At 57.7% G+C, this 18236-nt stretch carries 18 protein-coding genes and 1 tRNA gene; 5 read left to right on the forward strand and 14 right to left on the reverse strand.

Going from position 1 to position 18236, the window contains the following annotated elements:
* Window positions 1–88 precede the first annotated feature (88 nt).
* From K3754_RS16970 to K3754_RS16990, 5 genes are all read right to left on the reverse strand, one after another.
* Window positions 89–799, reverse strand: coding sequence for an aspartate/glutamate racemase family protein (locus tag K3754_RS16970; protein ID WP_203209957.1), 711 nt, complete (start codon window positions 797–799; stop codon window positions 89–91).
* On the reverse strand, window positions 796–1947 hold the full coding sequence (locus K3754_RS16975; protein WP_259938794.1) for a Xaa-Pro peptidase family protein: 1152 nt from the start codon (window positions 1945–1947) through the stop codon (window positions 796–798). The genes K3754_RS16970 and K3754_RS16975 overlap by 4 nt, the downstream gene beginning before the upstream one ends.
* 56 nt (window positions 1948–2003) lie before the next feature.
* Window positions 2004–2080, reverse strand: a tRNA-Arg gene (locus K3754_RS16980).
* A gap of 57 nt (window positions 2081–2137) precedes the next feature.
* The gene (locus K3754_RS16985) at window positions 2138–2602 is read right to left on the reverse strand and encodes a GNAT family N-acetyltransferase (RefSeq protein WP_259938795.1); all 465 of its coding nucleotides are present in this window, start codon (window positions 2600–2602) and stop codon (window positions 2138–2140) included.
* Window positions 2590–2901: an ETC complex I subunit gene (locus K3754_RS16990; protein ID WP_259938796.1), complete on the reverse strand. Its 312-nt coding sequence runs from the start codon at window positions 2899–2901 to the stop codon at window positions 2590–2592. The genes K3754_RS16985 and K3754_RS16990 overlap by 13 nt, the downstream gene beginning before the upstream one ends.
* A gap of 320 nt (window positions 2902–3221) precedes the next feature.
* Here K3754_RS16990 and uvrB point away from each other — a divergent pair, with 320 nt between their 5' ends.
* Window positions 3222–5438, forward strand: a complete 2217-nt coding sequence (uvrB, locus tag K3754_RS16995; RefSeq protein ID WP_311201442.1) for an excinuclease ABC subunit UvrB — start codon at window positions 3222–3224, stop codon at window positions 5436–5438.
* A gap of 63 nt (window positions 5439–5501) precedes the next feature.
* Here uvrB and K3754_RS17000 read toward each other — a convergent pair whose 3' ends face one another.
* Window positions 5502–5783 (reverse strand): hypothetical protein, encoded by a 282-nt coding sequence (locus K3754_RS17000; protein WP_259938797.1) that lies wholly within the window; start codon window positions 5781–5783, stop codon window positions 5502–5504.
* Between the two features lie 322 nt (window positions 5784–6105).
* Between K3754_RS17000 and K3754_RS17005 the strand changes: the two genes are divergently transcribed.
* Together K3754_RS17005 and K3754_RS17010 are read left to right on the forward strand one after the other, a co-directional pair.
* Complete coding sequence (locus K3754_RS17005) at window positions 6106–6291, forward strand: PLD nuclease N-terminal domain-containing protein (protein WP_025049588.1); 186 nt, start codon at window positions 6106–6108, stop codon at window positions 6289–6291.
* A gap of 125 nt (window positions 6292–6416) precedes the next feature.
* The gene (locus K3754_RS17010) at window positions 6417–7085 is read left to right on the forward strand and encodes a hypothetical protein (protein ID WP_259938799.1); all 669 of its coding nucleotides are present in this window, start codon (window positions 6417–6419) and stop codon (window positions 7083–7085) included.
* A gap of 32 nt (window positions 7086–7117) precedes the next feature.
* On the opposite strand, the gene K3754_RS17015 is transcribed toward K3754_RS17010, so the two are convergent.
* The 3 genes from K3754_RS17015 to K3754_RS17025 form a co-directional block, all read right to left on the reverse strand.
* A complete protein-coding gene (locus K3754_RS17015; RefSeq protein ID WP_259938801.1) occupies window positions 7118–9406 on the reverse strand; it encodes a glycosyl hydrolase family 28-related protein in 2289 nt (762 codons plus the stop codon).
* A 154-nt stretch (window positions 9407–9560) separates the two neighbouring features.
* On the reverse strand, window positions 9561–9974 hold the full coding sequence (locus K3754_RS17020; RefSeq protein ID WP_203209950.1) for a DUF4864 domain-containing protein: 414 nt from the start codon (window positions 9972–9974) through the stop codon (window positions 9561–9563).
* A gap of 61 nt (window positions 9975–10035) precedes the next feature.
* Entirely contained in the window at window positions 10036–11616 is a 1581-nt protein-coding gene (locus K3754_RS17025) for a lysine--tRNA ligase (protein ID WP_259938802.1), read from the reverse strand.
* A gap of 122 nt (window positions 11617–11738) precedes the next feature.
* Here K3754_RS17025 and K3754_RS17030 point away from each other — a divergent pair, with 122 nt between their 5' ends.
* Window positions 11739–12161, forward strand: coding sequence for a tellurite resistance TerB family protein (locus tag K3754_RS17030; protein WP_203209948.1), 423 nt, complete (start codon window positions 11739–11741; stop codon window positions 12159–12161).
* 14 nt (window positions 12162–12175) lie between these two features.
* On the opposite strand, the gene K3754_RS17035 is transcribed toward K3754_RS17030, so the two are convergent.
* Genes K3754_RS17035 through dacB form a run of 3 tightly spaced genes read right to left on the reverse strand, consistent with a single transcriptional unit; the run spans window position 12176 to window position 15303 of the window.
* Window positions 12176–13033 carry a GNAT family N-acetyltransferase gene (locus K3754_RS17035; RefSeq protein WP_259938803.1) on the reverse strand — a complete coding sequence of 286 codons (858 nt, stop codon included), beginning with the start codon at window positions 13031–13033 and terminating at the stop codon, window positions 12176–12178.
* Window positions 13026–13820 carry a polysaccharide deacetylase family protein gene (locus tag K3754_RS17040; protein WP_259938804.1) on the reverse strand — a complete coding sequence of 265 codons (795 nt, stop codon included), beginning with the start codon at window positions 13818–13820 and terminating at the stop codon, window positions 13026–13028. Before K3754_RS17040 ends, K3754_RS17035 begins: the two co-directional genes overlap by 8 nt.
* Window positions 13810–15303, reverse strand: a complete 1494-nt coding sequence (dacB, locus tag K3754_RS17045) for a D-alanyl-D-alanine carboxypeptidase/D-alanyl-D-alanine-endopeptidase (RefSeq protein WP_259938805.1) — start codon at window positions 15301–15303, stop codon at window positions 13810–13812. The genes K3754_RS17040 and dacB overlap by 11 nt, the downstream gene beginning before the upstream one ends.
* 86 nt (window positions 15304–15389) lie before the next feature.
* On the opposite strand from dacB, the gene K3754_RS17050 reads away from it, so the two are divergent.
* Complete coding sequence (locus K3754_RS17050) at window positions 15390–16214, forward strand: DMT family transporter (protein WP_259938806.1); 825 nt, start codon at window positions 15390–15392, stop codon at window positions 16212–16214.
* Here K3754_RS17050 and K3754_RS17055 read toward each other — a convergent pair.
* Both K3754_RS17055 and K3754_RS17060 read right to left on the reverse strand, forming a co-directional pair.
* Complete coding sequence (locus K3754_RS17055) at window positions 16197–16808, reverse strand: nicotinate-nucleotide adenylyltransferase (protein WP_259943391.1); 612 nt, start codon at window positions 16806–16808, stop codon at window positions 16197–16199. The two genes, K3754_RS17050 and K3754_RS17055, sit on opposite strands and share 18 nt — an antisense overlap.
* Before the next feature lie 83 nt (window positions 16809–16891).
* Window positions 16892–18229, reverse strand: coding sequence for an alpha/beta hydrolase (locus tag K3754_RS17060; protein WP_259938807.1), 1338 nt, complete (start codon window positions 18227–18229; stop codon window positions 16892–16894).
* Window positions 18230–18236 lie beyond the last annotated feature (7 nt).

The raw sequence follows: 18236 nt of genomic DNA on the forward strand, positions 1-18236 counted from the left end.
TCCCGCTGTCACATTTGAACGATCCCAATTCAAACGGACCACTGTCCAATACGCAACTAGAAACTTGATTTGGCACCAAGTATTCGGGTTACTCGGCGCTGTTGAGCTGGGCCATATGCCACGCCAAAGCCTGATTGCTGGACAAAACGGGTTTTCCAAGTGCCTGAGAAACCTCATCAATTACGCCCAGTGTTCGCAAATTTGTGCAGCTCATGAACACACCTTCGACCGATCCATCACGGCCAAGGTTAATTGCCCCGTCAATCAAAGACCGCGCAGAGATTCGGACCACTTTTTCCTCTTCGGCAACGCCAAAACTGCCAAAAACCGGCGTCTCAACCCCCTGCGCCGCGAAGGCCCCGCGCAGGGTTTCATTGACCTCAGCCACATAGGGCGAGAGCAAGGCCAGCCGGGAGATGCCCTTGTGCGCCGCATAGGCTACCGCCGCTCGCAGCGGATTGGTCACCTCTGCCGCTTTGCAGGTCTTTTGCACCTGCTCTGCCACCGCTTGCGATCCGATCACCGAACTGGCGGAGGTGCATCCATACCCCACCACCCGGTAAGGCCGTGCCTTGGGCAAAAGGTCGGCGGCGGCGGATATGTCTCCCTTCATCGCGGCCAGACTGTCTTGCGAGACCTCCGGCGCGCTGGCGATGCGGGTCACATAGATCGGGCTTGGGTCTTTTGCAAAATAGTGTCGCATGTCGCCCTCAAGGGTCTCGTCGGTCTGAAGCACGATCAGACCCATCGGCGGCGCGGAAGGGTCATCCGCATCAAGGGCATAATTGAGATGCGTCACAGCGTGGAAATCTCCGGTCCAATCCACGGCGAAATGAAACGCGGCGCGCCATCCGTGATCACGATATTTTCCTCATGCACAATGATCTTTCCCCCAACGGCGATCCCCGGCTCAAGCGTTAGAACCATGCCCGCCTCCAGCGGCGTGTGATCTTGCGCAATCAGCGACGGCCATTCTGTTAGGGACATGCCCAAGCCATGCCCCAATCGCCCGGCCTCTGTTGCGCCCGCACCCCGCGTGAGAACATCATCCATCGCGTGGAAAAGATCTGCCGCCGTCGCGCCCGGACGGGCAATATCAAAGGCCGCATCTGATGCCTCGATCAATTGTGCATGGGCGGATTTTACGGCTGTTGAAGCGGGGCCAACCGACCAATTGCGATCATAATCGCAGAAATACCCGTCCCATACCATGCCGGTGTCGAGCATCAGAACATCCCCTGCCGCCAAAGGCACGGCCCGCGCGGGAGAGATCACATCGGTATAGCCGCCCTGCTCCGCCCCGCCTGCCAGATACGGCACCCAATCGGCACCTTCCTCCAGACACAGCATTTGAAACCGGCGAAACACGTCGTCCAGTGGCACCCCTGCACCGGCAATCTCCGGCACCCGGCCAAAGGCGCGGCCTGCAATGGCACAGGCGTTTTCGATTTTGGCGATCTCGGCCGTCGATTTGACCATCCGCAAACCGCGTATGATCCCCGCATCCCCAACGATCTGCCGGGCCGGCAACAGATCCTCAAGCCGGCGCAAATCAGCCAAAGGCATGCGCAGATGGGTTTCATGCCCGTCCGGCACACCAATCCGCCCGCGATCCGGCGTCAATTCCCGCAAGGCCTCACCCAGAAGGCTCACGCCATCATCGGCCAGATCCGGCGCGCTCCAACTGCGGATATCCTCCACCCAGGTCTGCCCCATGAGCGCCGCACCGATAGAAGGGATCACTGCAACGGGTTTGCCACTGGCTGGCACTATCAAGAACCAAGGCCGCGTTGGACTTTCCCAAAATCGCGTCAGATAACCGGTGAAATAGCGAACTTGCGCTTCGGTCGTCAAAAGCAAGGCATCCAAATCCGCCTTGGCCATGGCCATTTGCGCCCGGCCCAACCGCGCCTCAAACTCTGCCTGCTCGAATCCACGATTGGTCATCTGTCACTCCCCTGTAAAAAAGGAGCGGCAAATTCGCGGTTTAATCAAGAAGAAACTGGCGATCCCTGAAGGACTCGAACCCTCAACCTGCTGATTAGAAGTCAGCTGCTCTATCCAGTTGAGCTAAGGGACCGCTGGCGGGGTTGTCCAACATCAGGCATGGCTTGGCAAGCCTGATCGTCAGGAGAAATCAAAGCCGAAGTGTCATAAAAGTACTGAGTGGATCAAGCTGATAGGCAGCAAATGGCGGGCATTCTTCAAAGCCCTCGGATTCATAGAGGCTCCGCGCCGCCTGAAACTCTGCCGCGCTGCCGGTTTCCAGACTGATCTGGTTCATCCCTCGGTCGCGTGCCTCTTGCAAAAGTGCCTGCAACAATCGCCGCGCAACACCCTTGCCGCGGGCCTCTTGCGCCGTGTGCATGGACTTCAGCTCGCCTGCGTCATCGCCAATGCGTGTCAACGCACCTACACCCAATAAAACGCCAGCCTCGCGCACGCCCAGCAGGGTCGCGCCGGCGTCCAGCAATGTCTCGGGTGCCATCACGTGACAGCTTTCCGCAGGCGACAAGGAACGCATCAACGCAAAATGCCGCTCCAGCAAGGCGCGGACATCAGCGGTGTTTGGCTGCTCGAATGTGACGCTCAGTGGGTCCATGCGCCGCGGCGTCCGGTGGCAAAGTTCTCACCATAGCCACCCGCGCGAATGTTTGGCTTGCGCTTGTTCGGATCCTGCACCTGCGCATCGATGCCATGCTCGCGGGCATATTCGACAGCCTCTTCCTTGGTGGAGAATTGCAAACGTACCTGCGACTGCGTATCGGACGATGAGGTCCACCCCATCAACGGATCCACCTCACGTGCCTCGGAGGGGGCAAACTCAAGCAGCCAGACGCGGGTTTTAGCGTTGCCCGATGACATCGCGGTGCGTGCGGGTTGGTAGATACGTGCGCGCATATCGGCCTCTTTGCTGCTAGCGTTATGGGCTTATCCGATATTCGCGGGCGCGGGGCAAGAGACAGCGTCGGGCTTTCACTGTAACAAATCCCGCATTTGATCCAATAGGCACACCATCCGCAACAAAACCGCTCCTCTCCCTTTCTGGCCTTAAATACCTCCGGGGGGTCCGGGGGGCTGGCCCCCCGGGGTTTGCCGCGGGACCAAATGCCTAATGTGGGTCACCTCCCCTGTCAGTTTGTGGCAGCAATCCGCTCCGGCCTCTTGATCCTGCGGCAAAAGACGTCACCTATGTGACTGACCCTCGCAAGGACCCCTTCATGCCCTACGCACAAACCGACAAATCCGGCGGCAATCCCGATTCCATGCCGATCATGGCCAATCCGGCACCGGATGTGCGCAGCCGTCCCAAACTGGAAGGTGGTCGCAAATTTGTCCTGCATACGGAATTTGAACCCGCGGGCGATCAACCCACCGCCATCAAGGAGTTGTCTACAGGCATCTTTGACGGCGACCGCGATCAGGTTCTGTTGGGTGCGACGGGCACAGGCAAGACCTTTACCATGGCCAAGGTGATTGAGGAGACCCAGCGCCCCGCGATCATTCTCGCCCCGAACAAGACCCTCGCGGCTCAGCTATATGGCGAATTCAAGGGCTTCTTTCCAGACAATGCGGTGGAATATTTCGTCAGCTACTATGACTACTACCAGCCCGAAGCCTATGTGGCGCGGTCCGACACCTATATTGAGAAAGAAAGCCAGATCAACGAACAGATCGACCGCATGCGCCACTCGGCCACGCGGGCGCTGCTCGAGCGGGACGATGTGATCATCGTGGCCTCGGTCTCTTGTATTTACGGCATCGGTTCGGTCGAAACCTATGGCGCGATGACGCAGGATCTCAAGGCCGGAACCAGCTATGACCAACGGCAGGTGATCGCGGATCTTGTCGCCCAGCAATACCGCCGCAACGATGCCGCGTTCCAGCGCGGGTCTTTCCGCGTGCGCGGCGATTCGCTTGAAATCTTCCCGGCCCACCTTGAGGACCGCGCCTGGCGGCTGTCCTTCTTTGGCGAAGAGCTGGAAAGCATTACCGAGTTCGACCCTCTCACAGGCGAAAAGACCGACACTTTCGACCAGATCCGCGTCTATGCCAACAGTCATTATGTGACGCCAAAGCCGACGATGCAGCAGGCCGTGATCGGCATCAAGAAAGAGCTGCGCACGCGGCTGGATCAGCTGGTCGCCGATGGGAAATTGCTAGAGGCGCAACGGCTTGAACAGCGTACAAATTTCGATCTTGAGATGCTGGAGGCCACCGGCGTGTGCAACGGGATTGAAAACTATTCTCGTTATCTGACAGGTCGCGCGCCGGGAGAGCCGCCACCCACGCTTTTTGAATTCATTCCGGACAATGCAATTGTCTTTGCCGATGAAAGCCACGTGTCGGTGCCGCAGATCGGCGCGATGTACAAGGGTGACTATCGGCGCAAGTTTACCTTGGCCGAACACGGTTTCCGGCTGCCGTCGTGCATGGACAACCGTCCGCTGAAGTTCGAAGAATGGGATGCAATGCGCCCGCAGTCGGTCTTTGTCTCGGCCACGCCCGCCTCTTGGGAGATCGAGCAAACCGGCGGCGTGTTCACGGAACAGGTGATCCGCCCCACGGGCCTGCTTGATCCGCAGGTGGAAATACGTCCGGTTGAGATGCAGGTCGATGATCTTTTGGATGAGGTGCGTGTGATGGCCGCCGGCGGCTATCGCACGCTGTGTACCACACTGACCAAACGCATGGCCGAAGATCTGACCGAATACATGCACGAACAGGGTATTCGAGTCCGTTATATGCACAGCGACATCGACACCATCGAACGTATCGAGATCTTGCGCGATCTGCGACTTGGGGCGTTTGACGTACTGATCGGGATCAACTTGCTGCGCGAAGGGCTCGATATCCCCGAATGCGGATTGGTGGCCATTCTCGATGCCGACAAGGAAGGCTTCCTGCGCTCGGAAACTTCATTGATCCAGACCATCGGCCGCGCCGCCCGCAACGCCGAAGGGCGGGTGATCATGTATGCGGACCGGATCACCGGATCAATGGAACGGGCGCTGGCCGAAACCGACCGGCGGCGCGCCAAGCAGATTGCCTATAACGAGAAACACGGGATCACTCCTGCGACGGTCAAAAAGAACGTCGAGGACATTCTGTCTGGCCTCTACAAAGGCGATGTGGACATGAACCGCGTCACCACGCAGATCGACAAAAATCTGGCCGGCGGCAACATGCAGGCGGTGCTGGATGGTCTTCGGACAGATATGCGCAAGGCGGCGGAAAACCTCGAATTCGAGGAGGCCGCGCGGCTGCGCGACGAGGTGAGACGGCTTGAGGCGGTTGATCTGGCGATTGCCGATGATCCGATGGCGCGGCAATATATGGTCGACAAGGCGGTGGATGATGCACAAAAGGCTTCCGGTCGCAGCACGATGGGCCGCGGGGGAATGCGCGGCGGAGTGAAGCGTCGCAAGGGCCGCTGATGCCGAAGTCTAAACGAAAAAAGCCCCGCACGACTGCGGGGCTTTTTCATTCGTATTGCTCAATCAGCTGTCGTCTGATGGCGGCGTAATTTCCAGCGTCGGCACGGAGAGGCGCTTCTCTTCCATCGTAACCTCCACATCTGGAACTTCGACGGTCACATCTTCTTGCTCAACGGAAACAGACCCGACCTCTGCTTCAAACTCTGGCAGCTGACCGCCGTTAACAGAAACGTCCACGTCAGGCATGCGGGTTTCTTGTGTCTGGTCGATATCAATCATGTAGATACCGGCGGCGATAATGACTGCGGCGGCTGCACCGCCAATAATTGCTGTGGTCGACTTCATTGTCTTTTCCTTTCAAGTCCGTTGCGTTTGAACGTCATGGAGAAAGAACAGTCGGCCCGCGATTTGGTTCCCGAAAATATGACATGATTGTTTTAGATCGGTATCCCTTATGGTCAGCAGACGGCAGTCAAACCTATGTTTTCAAGGGGAATTTGAAATTCGCTTAGAACCCATTGCACCCCTCGTGCCGCGCGGCCTTCAATTTAGGATTTCTAATAGGGCAGGCACGTTGGACGGAATTATTTCGGCGGAATTGGAACCGATCGGGTCCTATCGCGGTTAACCCGGCAGACCACCTGCTAATCACGAACGGAGAAATACAATGGAATACGGACTTCTTGGACTGATCATCCTGATCGCTGACATTTACGCCATCTATCAGGTTCTGACCTCCAGCACCTCGACGCTGAGCAAGATCCTCTGGACACTCGGCATCCTGTTGTTGCCAGTTGTCGGCTTGATCGTCTGGCTGATCGCCGGTCCCCGTGGCGGTTCCGTCCGCGTGTAAGACCCGATCACTGACCCAAAGGAGGCCCGGAGCGTTCGTCGCTCCGGGCCTTTTGTCTTTTTGGCACGCCGGTTTCGTAAGGATTTGTTAACCTTCGTTTAGGACGATCAGGGCCGGAGGGCCCGATGCGTTATTTTCTCTTGATTACCGCGATCCTGCACTGCCTCGCTGCCCCATTGGCCGCTGGCCCATGGCTGCGTGAAGAGGGTAAGACCTTTCTGTCGACCTCCGTCAGCAGCACCCGGACGTTCGAAACCCAAAGCAGCACCTATCTGGAGTTTGGCCTGTCTAGGGAGACAACGCTGGTCGCCGACCTGAACCTGACGGCAAGCGATCCTTCTGGCAAGAACGGAAGCGCGGTTTTGTTCTTTCGCCGCGCCCTTGGTCCTGCGGAAGGGGAGAACAAACTGGCCTATGAGGTTGGCATCGGCGCAGATTGGGGCAGCTACGGCACCCGTCCTATGTTCAAAACCGGGCTGACCTGGGGCCGCGGCATGCAGATGGGCGCGAAGGGCGGATGGGTCACCGTGGACGGGTCGCTGCTTTGGGACATCAAGACCAAAGACTACCGCGCCAAGCTGGATGGGACTTTTGGCGTTGATCTGGGGGATACCACCAAAGGCATTCTCGAGCTGAACCTCGGCCATGCCGATGGCAGCACCTATGCCACCTTCGTTCCATCGTTGGTGATCCGCCCACCCGTAACTGATTTTCAAATCCAGCTTGGGATTGAGGCACCGCTTAAGGGCATCGCCACAAACCGCATCAAAATTGGCTTGTGGCGCGAGTTCTGAGCGATCCCCTTCGCAAGTTCCGAGCGATCCCTTTAACGTTTGTCCATACGGACCATGGCCTGCACTGTCCCTTTCACAGGCGTCGGCCAAACCAGTTGGATATGATCACCCTGCGCCCCATGCTGCAGATCGACATAGGGCATGTCATATTGGCGAACATTGTTGTCATTTCGGATCGGGCCAAATGGCATCACGCTGTCCACCTGCAAGGCCTGTCCGGAAAACGGCAATTGAGGGCCGGCATCAATATCCCACGCAGTGGACGGCTGGTTCTGGTCAAATTCCACATAGGCCGGGTTCTCAACAGGGTTTGACACAGCGTGAAACGAGTTGGCCGCCATCACCAGATTTTTGCACCGCGACATGTCCAAAGCGGCAAAGCTGTCATCGACCCGCTCAACCCGGTCAATCGAACCATTCAAGCTGCGGAACCTGTTGCCGGTGATTGTGACTCCGCTCAGGAAGTGCCCCGCGCCATGTGGTTTGACAATGATATAGCTGAACCATGGTGCCACTTCGCCGGACAGAAAGATGTTGTCGGTGATGCTGAGTGCGCTAAAGGAAAACTCCGAATTGAACTCTGGCGCGGAATCATGCTCATTGGTCCACTCGATAAAGCAGTTGTCGATGTAATTGCCTGAAATCACGCTGCTGACATGGGTATTGGCCAGGACAATCCCTGCGGATCGCACACCGTCTTGCACCGTATCACCTTGGAAAAAGTGGTTGCCCGTCACGATGTTGTTGGCCCCGGCAAGCAACCCGAAATGCCGGAATTTGGTCGCCCGGTTGTTGCGGATTTTCACATCGTTGGTGTTGGCATTGAAACCGATGCTCTTGCGGTTCGGCACGTCCAGCGGATCTTCGGCAGACAGGAACTGACATCGATCCACCAACATCCCCTGACACCCTGTGCCTGCCGAGGTGATCCCCCGGTCCATCGGGCGGCTGATGAAACAGTCACGCAGATGAAATGAAATACCTGACCGGGCCAACATGATGCCGCTGCACCGGTCGTTACATTGAAACTCGATATCCGCCATCACGAATTTGCTGAGCTGGTTAAAGCCGCTGAAGTCTACAAGGTATTTGAATCGCCTGAACGTGAATGTCTGGGTGCCTTCCGCATCAAAAAGCGGCTGCGTCAGGGTCACTTGCTGTGTCGCTTCGTTTTTGTCCTCGACATAGACCTCGCGTCCCACGCCCGTGCCTTCGACCAGCGCCCCCACCTGCACATTCGCCACATTCGCCACATTGGTCAGCACGCGGTTGCTGCCAGCATCATAAGTCGCTTGGGAAGTCACGGTGTCAGTGTCCCAAGCGGCAGAGTTTTCCGCCTCAAGCTGGCCGTTGCGGATCACCCGGCGCGTGGCATAGCTGTCGCGATCCGGAACCGCAGCCTGCATATCCAGTGGTCCGGTAATCGTGACCTTACGCCCGCCCAAATCCAGCGTTTCGTGATCCGAGTTGCTCAGCAATGCCTGAAACGCTTTGCGAAACGCCTCTGCCTCATCTTCAAAGGCCTCGACATAGCTGGGCAGATCAAAGCTGCGGCGCAGCAGCAGTTTGGCGTCAACAGGCATTGTCACCCGCCCTTCGAACTTGACCGCCGTGTCGAAAGTCACATCGTTTTCCAGATGAAAGACACCCGCTGGCACGAACACCTCGCGCCCGTTGGCCGCCGCATTGGCGGCCTCAAATGCTGCGGTATTGTCGGTGGTGCCGTCACCGATGGCGCCATAATCGGTCACATCAACTGTTGAGATCATCCCGCGCAGGAACACGGCAGTGACATCTTCAATCTCGATATCATCGACCCGCACAATGCCGCCATTAGGCCCGATCAGATCCAAACCAAAATGTCCGTAAACCGGCTCATTGCCCCATGGCATATCGACCCCGCCGCGCGTGCCGGTGCCAACAATGGCCCGTACCTCGACCACTTCGCCATAGCTTGTCAAATCAACGGCGGCCGAAAACTCTGTCAGACCGGCCACGCGGTCGCCATTGCCCAGTGCCGGATAACCCGCGATCCGCACCGAGGGCAGATTGCCACTGATCGCCTTAACCCGCACACGGATTTGCAAATAGCAGCCCGGCAGGATCGGCGTTTGCCCCATATACCGGATCTTCTGGACGCCTTGGGTTTTCAGAATTTCCAGCGCGCCGCCAAAATCCTGATCTGCAGGTACAAACAAGGCGTTGGGATCGTTGTCGTAGGTATCAGATCCGGCTGTCCCATCGCCGCTTGAATAGACATCCAAACCATTCGCATAGGGGGTCGGAGCCAACACCAGACCCTCGGTAATTGCCTTGTTCATCGCATTTTCCCTTTGTTCGGGGCCGCAAATCACGGACCGCCAGATTGCCGCATCTCCCGGCATTGCCGGGTTGGCTCAGGGAAGTATCGGGCAGGGGTTAACTGCGCCGTGCGGGATCGTCCGGCGCAGGTGCAACACCGCATGGATCATGCGATCAGGCAGTGCCGCCCGGTGCGGCCATCAACTGAACGCCGCCAATGCGCCACCCTTCGGCGGTCTGCTGCATCCGATAAAGAAGCAGATGCGTGAACCCTTTGGCATCTGTGATCTGTACCTTTTGATAGACCACCGGCCCATCCTGCACCTGTTCAAGATACCGCACTTCGGCAGGTCTCCAGACCATTGGATAGCCATTGATCACCATCCGCTCAAAGTTCTGTGGTGATTGGAACAGCCGCTGCAAGGTCGGCGTGGCAAAGGTGAAGGCTTCAGCGAAATCATCCGCTTTGAACGCCTCAATCTGGCGGTTGATGGTGTCTTCCACCTCCGGCACCTGCGCCGCCGCACCAAAGACAAGGAGGGCCGACAAAACCAGCCCTCCGAACACAGATGTAATAAAGCTTCGCATCTCTCTCGCTCCCTTGCTGACATGACTTAAGCTAAGTCACGGCAGCACCGAGGCAAGAGTTTCAGCCTTCTGTCAGTTTTCCCGCCAGCGCATCATCAATCAGCGCGACAGTTTCATCCACGCCATAAAGCGCGATAAATCCACCGAAGCGCGGGCCTTGGCTGGCACCCAGCAACACCTCGTAAAGGGCCGTGAACCAATCGCGCAGCGGCTCGAACTTTGGTTTGCCAACGGCAAAGACCATGCTTTGCAGCGCCTCGGCATCCAATCCACCATCCCAGGATTTCAGATTGTCGCGCAGCTCTTCCAACGCGGTCCGCTCCAGATCACTGGGCGCACGGAAAGTCTTGTTTGGCTTCACAAAGTCGTTGTAATAGGCCACCGCATGACCCGCCGCCGCGTCCATTCCGGGGTTGGTTTCCGGTGTCGCTTTGGGTGCATATCGCTGGATAAAGCCCCACAGTTGCGACTTGTCCTCGGCGCTGGACACAGAAGCCAGATTCAACAACATCGAAAACGGAACGACCATATCCGAGGTCGGAACATCGCCGCCGTGAATATGCCAAACAGGGTTATTGAGCCGCGCTTTGGTGTCTTGCGTCTCATACGCCTTAAGCTGTTGGTGATATTCATCCACCGCCTTGGGGATCACATCAAAATACATCCGCTTGGCGGTTTTGGGCTTGAGGAACATGAAATACGACAGGCTTTCGGTGCTCGCATAGGTCAGCCACTGATCAATGGAGATGCCATTGCCCGAAGACTTGGAGATTTTTTGCCCGTTCTCATCCAGAAACAGCTCATAGCTGAAATGCTCTGGCTTTTTGCCGCCCAGGATCTCGCAAATCCGGTCATAAATCGCCGTATTGGTGGCATGTTCCTTGCCATACATCTCGAAATCCACATCCAGCGCCGCCCAGCGCGCGCCAAAATCCGGCTTCCATTGCAGCTTCACATTGCCGCCAGTGACAGGCAGGGTCATTTCCTCGCCCTCTTCGGTGTCAAAGGTGATCGTGCCATCCTTGGCATTTACCTCTTTCATCGGCACATACATCACCCGCCCGGTTTCGGGATGGATCGGCAGGAAGATCGAATAGGTCTGGCGGCGCTCCTCGCGCAGGGATTTCAGCATCACTGCCATGATCTCATCGTATTTTTCCGCCGCCCGCAGCAGAATCTTGTCAAACTGGCCCGTGCGGTAAAACTCACGTGCCGAATAAAACTCATACTCAAAACCAAAGGTATCGAGGAACCGGCGCAGCATGGCGTTGTTGTGATGGCCAAAACTTTCGTGCGTGCCAAAGGGATCCGGCACCGAAGTCAGCGGCTTGTGCATATGTTCGGCCAGCATCTCTTGCTGGGGCACGTTGCCCGGCACCTTGCGCATACCGTCGAGATCATCGGAGAAACAGATCAGCTTGGTCGGAATGTCCGAAATTTCTTCGAACGCCCGTTTGATCATCGTGGTGCGCAACACTTCGCCAAAGGTGCCGATATGCGGCAGACCAGACGGACCATAGCCAGTCTCAAACAGCACATATCCCTTTTCCGGCGGCGCCTTATGATAGCGTTTGAGCACCCGGCGCGCTTCTTCAAAAGGCCAGGCTTTGCTTGTCATTGCAGCGTCACGCGTCTCGGACATAGGGGTCATCCATTTCATATTGTCCCGCACACTTTGCGCAGGACTGCGGGTCTACCTATTGCGTCACTGTCGAAGCGTCAATATTCTGCACTGCAACATGACCCCGCAAAGGATGCAGCACGATGCCGGATACTCTCCCTTCCCCGCTCAGCCCTCAAGATTGCCTGATCGCTCTCATGGTTGCTGTTTCCGCCTCAGATGAGGATGTCGGTACCACTGAGCTGATCAAGATTCAGACGGCAGTGAATATCCTGCCGATCTTTGCAGGCTTTGACATTGATCGCCTCAGCATCATCAGCAAAACGGTTTTTGACCTTTTTGATCAAGAAGATGGCCTCGATGCGCTGTTTGGGCTGATCCGCGGCGGCCTGCCTGAGCGCCTCTATGAAACCGCCTATGCGCTGTCCTGTGATGTGGCGGCGGCGGACGGGACGCTCGAAGAAACAGAGCTACGCCTGCTCGAAGAAATCCGGTATGAGCTTAACATCGACCGCTTGCACGCCGCCGCGATTGAGCGCGGGGCACGTGCGCGGCACCTGATCTAAAGGCAGCCGTAGGCTTAATATAACTTCATCCCCAGCAAGACGATCTCGGTATAGAGGTGATCAATGGCTTCCGGAGACAGGTTTCCCGGACTATAGAATCGCGGCACCGGGATCGGCTCTGTGCGGTCGGGCACGACCCCCTCCGCAACAAACCGGCTATCGACCGACAGAACCGCCGCGTGATCTTCCGGCAGTACCGCATCGGCAATTTCACGGGCATAGCGGGCAAAGAGAGCGCGGTCCCCTAGGTACATCACCTCGTGCGTGACATATGCATCGACCTTTTGCTGGACCGAGATCATCATAAAGCACGGCCCGCCGGATGTTTCGATCACCAAGGGACAGAGTTTCAGGTCAGCGTGATCCTTCATAATTTGCTGCTCCCGTTCTGAGAGCACGCCTTCAGTGCCATCCAGATCATCGTGAACCAGCAATCTTGATGGCCCCGACCGTTCCCAGATAAATCGGGTATCGTCGAGCACCTGCAACCCGACATTGGCGACCACGCCCAACGCCCCGCGCGCGCTGCTTAGGTTGGTACAGGTCAGCGCAGGATCTGCCGTGACCAATTGCATCACCCTTTGCCCGATCCCTTGCCCGCGATAGGCCTTATCGACGTACCATGAGGTCAAATTGCATAGGCGGGCCGTGCCAAAATCCATCTGCCGCCGTGACATCACAAGGCCCAGCACGCCAATCATCCTGCCTTGATCGCGCACGACCACGGCAAAGGGGTCATCTTCCTGCGCCCAGCGCCCGGAAAGAAGCTTGCGCCAACCGTCGATGGACCATTTCGCGCGGGGGAAACTTTGATGCATGAACTGCACCACATCTTCGCGTTCATCCGGTCTGGCAAAACGGATCTCAACCATTGGCCTGCCCTTGCTTCAACAGGGACGCCAACGTGATCCAGGCGCCGCCTCCTTCCCCGGTCAACCGATCCAAAAGCGCCTCTACAAAATCCCAGGTCGCAGTGTCGGTTTGCAGATGGTGGGTCAATAGCCCCGTGGGCTCCTGCCGGTCCGCCTGTCCTGTCCGCCGCGCGGCAAGGTGGGATACGACTTGCTGCAAGGTCTTGTCGGTTCCGCGAAACGCCGCGCCTTCTTTCCAGCGTACCGGATCAATATGGCAATTGACCTGCAACAGCCCCTCTGGCGTCTTGGCGCTCAGGCGGGGATCGAATGCAGTCAGCATCTTGTAACCAACCTGCGGAAGCGCCTGCACGGTGCGCGGTCCAATGCGGTTCCATGGCGGCGCGACGATAGGCAAAAGATTGGGCAGCTCTGCAGCCAACAACATCTCCCAGCCCGCCCGCAGATCGGCAATCTGCAACGGTAGATCACGGCTTTCGCCAATCTCCGAGGCACGTTTGCCTTTAGGTTCATGATTGATGTGGGCAAAGCCATGCTGCACCACAAAAACTTGGTCACAAGGTTCAAGACGCGCCGCTAGGGCAGGTTCAACCCCCTTTGGCACCGCAGCCAGATGCAAGGGCGCACCAAAACGATCCGATAGCCCGATCAATTGATCAAGCGCCGCTGTCGGCCCCTGCGTATCGTCGTCGCGCCACCAGAATGTCGGGATCTCTCCGGCTTGCTTCCATAGAGAAAGCTCCCGCTCCAGCGCGGCCCAGCCAGTCAGATCCGCTTCAAGTGCCATAGAGTGCCGCCCAGCGTTCGATCAGCCCTTGCTGCACGCGCTTGGCACGCCTGTTCCATGTTTTTGCACCCGGCGCGCGTTCGCGTTCTTCAGGCCTGATCTTAGCGCGGGCGTCTTCGTCCGCTGCGAATATGGCAAAGGCCAAGACCCGCCCATCCTCCGCCGTGAAATATCCCGCCAGACCAGAGACAAAATTCAAGGTGCCGGTTTTGGCCTCGACCGTGATCGGGTGATCCTTGATTGGCCGCCCTTTTTCGTCGCGCATTTTGAAAGGCTTCAGAATGCTCCGCAGCGTGCTGCCATGCACTTTGACCAAGGCAAGCGCCATATCCTGCGCAGTCATGCGGCTGGCATCGCCCAGGCCGGAATGGTCCACAAGCTTGGGTGCACTCAGCCCCAGATCATTGATCGTCCAACGGTTCATCTCGGCCGCCGAAGATTGCAAATCCGCTACCAAACCGATCCGCTTTTTCGTCGCGGCAAGGCCGACCATTTCAGCCGTGAGGTTGGTGGAATACTTCAGCATATCCTGTAAAATACCGAGCAACGGGCCGCTTTGGTGGGTGACGATGGTCTCGCCCTGTGGCAGTGCTTCAATCACCTCCGGCTTGGCCAACCGGATACCCTGCGCCCCAGCCAAAGTGGCAAATACATCCCCCGCATATAGCCCTGGCTTGCGCACCGGCAACCAACGCGCACCGTTCTTGCCCAATGCGCCTTTGGCGACGGTCCAACTGTCGCGCTGCGGCTGGTCTTCATAGGTATAGATCGGGGCGCGGCGGTCGCGGATTTGCATGGACGCCATGGTCACGGCAGGACGGTAACGTTCGCTGCGCCCTTCCATCGTGATGGCATAGCCATTGCTGCCCCGCTTCCATTCGAAATGCACACGATTGAAATTCAGCGCCAAACCCGAGACCGCAGGATTATAGCCAACCTGATCGGGCTGCGCCGGATCGATTTGGCGCAACACCGGAAGGGCCGCTTCAAACACCTTGAAGCCGCCCTTGATCCCGATGATGCCTGCCTCTTTCAGCTGTGCCGCCATCTGTGCCAAACCGTCGGTATCAAGGGTCGGATCACCGCCGCCCACCAAAACCAGATCGCCCTGCACTTCGCCATTCACCACACCGCCTGTTGCCATGAGCGTTGTTTCAAATTGATGCGCCGCGCCCAATGTCCCAAGCGCATAAAGCGCGGTAAGGGCTTTGGCCACGCTGGCAGGCGCGGTGCCGGTCTGTTCGTTCTCGCATTCCAGCCATTTGCCGGATTGTGCATCCGCCACCGCAAAGGCCACCCGGCCCGAAAGCTTTTCGCCGCTGATAATTTCTTGCGCGCTCGGAACGGCGCGTTTGTAAAAGCCCTCACCGCGCAGATGGGGCCGCAAACTGGTGGCGGGCGGCGCGGCCAATGCACCGGTGCCAGCAATCCCGAACCCGGCCAGACAGCCCAAAAAACCACGTCTTGAAAAATCGTTACCCATGGTCCGGTTAAACCGCAGTCCGGCGTCCGCCACAAGAACCTGAGGAGCAGATTTTCAATCCCCTACGCCCATGTTAAGCGCGTGCCATGCAACGCGCGGTTCTTATTATGCTGGTGGCCATGTCGCTGATCCCCGTCGGGGACAGCGCTGGCAAGATCCTGACCTCAGGGCTGGGTGCGCAGCCTGTCTTTGTGGCGTGGTCGCGGTTTGCGCTCGGCACGGTGCTGGTCTTGCCGTTCCTGCCCAAAGGCAGCTTTGCCCTGCTTGGCAATTGGCGCATTTGGCTGCGCGCCTCGATGCTGTGCGGCGGGATCACCTGCATCCAGTTCGCGTTGCGCACGGTTGATATCGCCACGGTTTTTGCTGCCTTCTTTATCGGACCGATGTTCAGCTATGTGCTGGCCACCCTATTCCTGCGTGAACAGGTCACTGTGGTGCGCACGGCTCTGATCCTGCTCGGTTTTGGTGGGGTTTTACTGGTGGTCCGACCGGGAACCGGCGGCGATGCCGATGTGCTTTGGGCCGTCGCTGCGGGGCTGTTCTATGGCGCGTTTCTGACCATGTCACGCTGGCTTGCGCATCTGGGAAAACCTTTGGCGCTGACCTTTACCCAATTGGCGATCAGCATGGTCTTGCTGCTGCCATTTGGGCTGACCAATCTGCCAGAGGCGAGCCTGCCAATGGCGTCAATGACACTGGCCTCGGCGTTGTTTTCGATGCTGGGAAATCTGCTGTTGCTTTATGCATATGGTTTGGCACCGGCCACGCGGCTGGCCCCGTTGGTCTATTTCCAACTGATTGCCGCGGTTCTTCTTGGCTGGGCCCTGTTCAACACACTGCCCGATGCCCTCACATGGGCAGGTCTGGTATTGATCATCGGCGCTGGCCTAGCCTCAACCCGTTTGCGCTGACCAGCCACCCCTCGCACGGATTTCTGTCGACGAGGCGTCATGCATCGGCACATTCACAAAGCACCACGCTGGCGCTTCCGCCTGGGCAAGCAATTGCGAATAACGCCCCGGAATCCGGTAGGGCGCAAAAAGCGCCGAAGCGCGGCTCATCCGGGCCGAAATACGTTGGCCGGGGCGGGCCAGGATGCCCATCGGAACGGTCTGGGCAATTTGACGCCAGTCCTGCCAAAGGTGGAATTGCGCCAGATTATCAGCCCCCATCAACCAGACAAACCGAACCTTGGGGTAACTCTGACGCAACTTTGCAAGTGTCTGAGCGGTGTAGCGGGTGCCCAGCGCGGCCTCGATATCGGTGACCTGCACACGCGGATGCTGCATCACTTGCCGCGCTCGTTCCATCCGTTTGCCCAAGGGCGCTGGACCCCGTTCCTTAAGCGGGTTTCCGGGGCTGACCAGCCACCACACCTGATCAAGACCAAACCGTTTGAGCGCCTCACGGGTGATATGCACATGCCCTGCATGGGCCGGATCAAACGATCCGCCCAATAGACCAACAACCTGTCCCGGCGCGGCATAAGGAAATTGATGGCGCAACATGCGGCCCCCGTAATTTTCCCACAGGTTCAACGGTGTTTGCCTGCTGTTGTCAATCGGGCCACCACGAGGAAGGTGCCGCCTTAGCGGCCCACATCCACCTTCAAATCGGGCAAACGGTCCAGTGGATAGTCGGGATGCAAACGCCAGATCAGATCCGGATCTTCTTCAAGCGGGCGTAGTTCACCGCCGGGAAAGGCCCGGGTGCGCAGGGCCAGCACGATATCGGACAAAACCGCGGGATTGGCGCGAAAGTATGAATGGCTGTCAGACCCAATGGATTTCTCGACCCGGATAAAATGGATCAACGCTTGTTTGCGCAAATACCTCAATTCGCCTTCTTCAAAGTCCTTATCCGTCGCCGCGCCGATGCGCGGGGCGTTGGTCAGGATCGAAGACAAACGCAAGGCCACATCATCAGGGTTCACGTAGATATTGATCTGCTCGAAAGCCTCTGAAACGCGCTCTGACAAAAGCCGCTGCCGCACGATGCCGGTGTCCAAATCCGGCGCGGCAAGGATCAGCGTGCCGGTTTTCATCGCCGCCTTGGGCGCGCGTCCCTTGGCACGGTGATGGATCACCAACTCTCGCAGTGCTTGCGTCATGACCGATGTGCCGCGGGAATGGGTGACGATATCAATATCTTCGACCTCCGGAATCTCGGCGAGCAGGCGCAGAAATTCCTTGGCGTGGTAAACGCTAAAGTCACCGGATTCGCGGTCCCGGAAATATCCAAGGACGCCATTGTTGCCTGCGGGCCAGGAAAACACGATGGGCACGGACCTCCGCCCTGTGAAATGCCAAATGTTTGCCAGTGTTTGCAGCGAGGCGTCAAACTCGTTGCGTACCCCATGCACAAAAATCAAGATGCGTCCATTGCCCGTCCGGCGCACCTCTTCCCGAATGGCGTTTTGGAACGTTTTTGCATGTCGGTCGTAATCCGCCTGTGCCGTTCGCAGAACTTCAAACCGGCCATCCTTTCGCTCCGCCTCAAGTGGAATATCCGGAAACCGGACAATCTCGCGCAATTCTTGCACCTCAAGCCGCGAAATCCGGCCGCCTTGGCCCAGATGGGTACGTGCCACAAGATCGGGCCAGTCTACCGCACCAAACCGTACCTCTGTCGCGCCAAAGGCCATCGCATTGGACCGGCCCGTGCCATAATCTGTTACGACGCCATTTTTATACACCGGCTCCCTGTCCGTCATGAAAAAGATCGGCGGATCCACAACACGCAGGGCAATCGGCACCAACTGTTCTGGATAGTTCCGGCCATCAAGGTACAGGTTGGGCGGCTGCGACAGCTCAATCGCGGCACTGCATCCCGCAAGAACCAGCACCAACAGCCATCTGCATAGCTTCAACCCGACATGTCTGCGTTGATCTTGCCCCATCCGCGGGATATTGCGGTCTGAATCCACTTTTGAC

The sequence above is a fragment of the Sulfitobacter sp. M368 genome, assembly GCF_025141875.1.
Lineage (GTDB): Bacteria > Pseudomonadota > Alphaproteobacteria > Rhodobacterales > Rhodobacteraceae > Sulfitobacter > Sulfitobacter mediterraneus_A.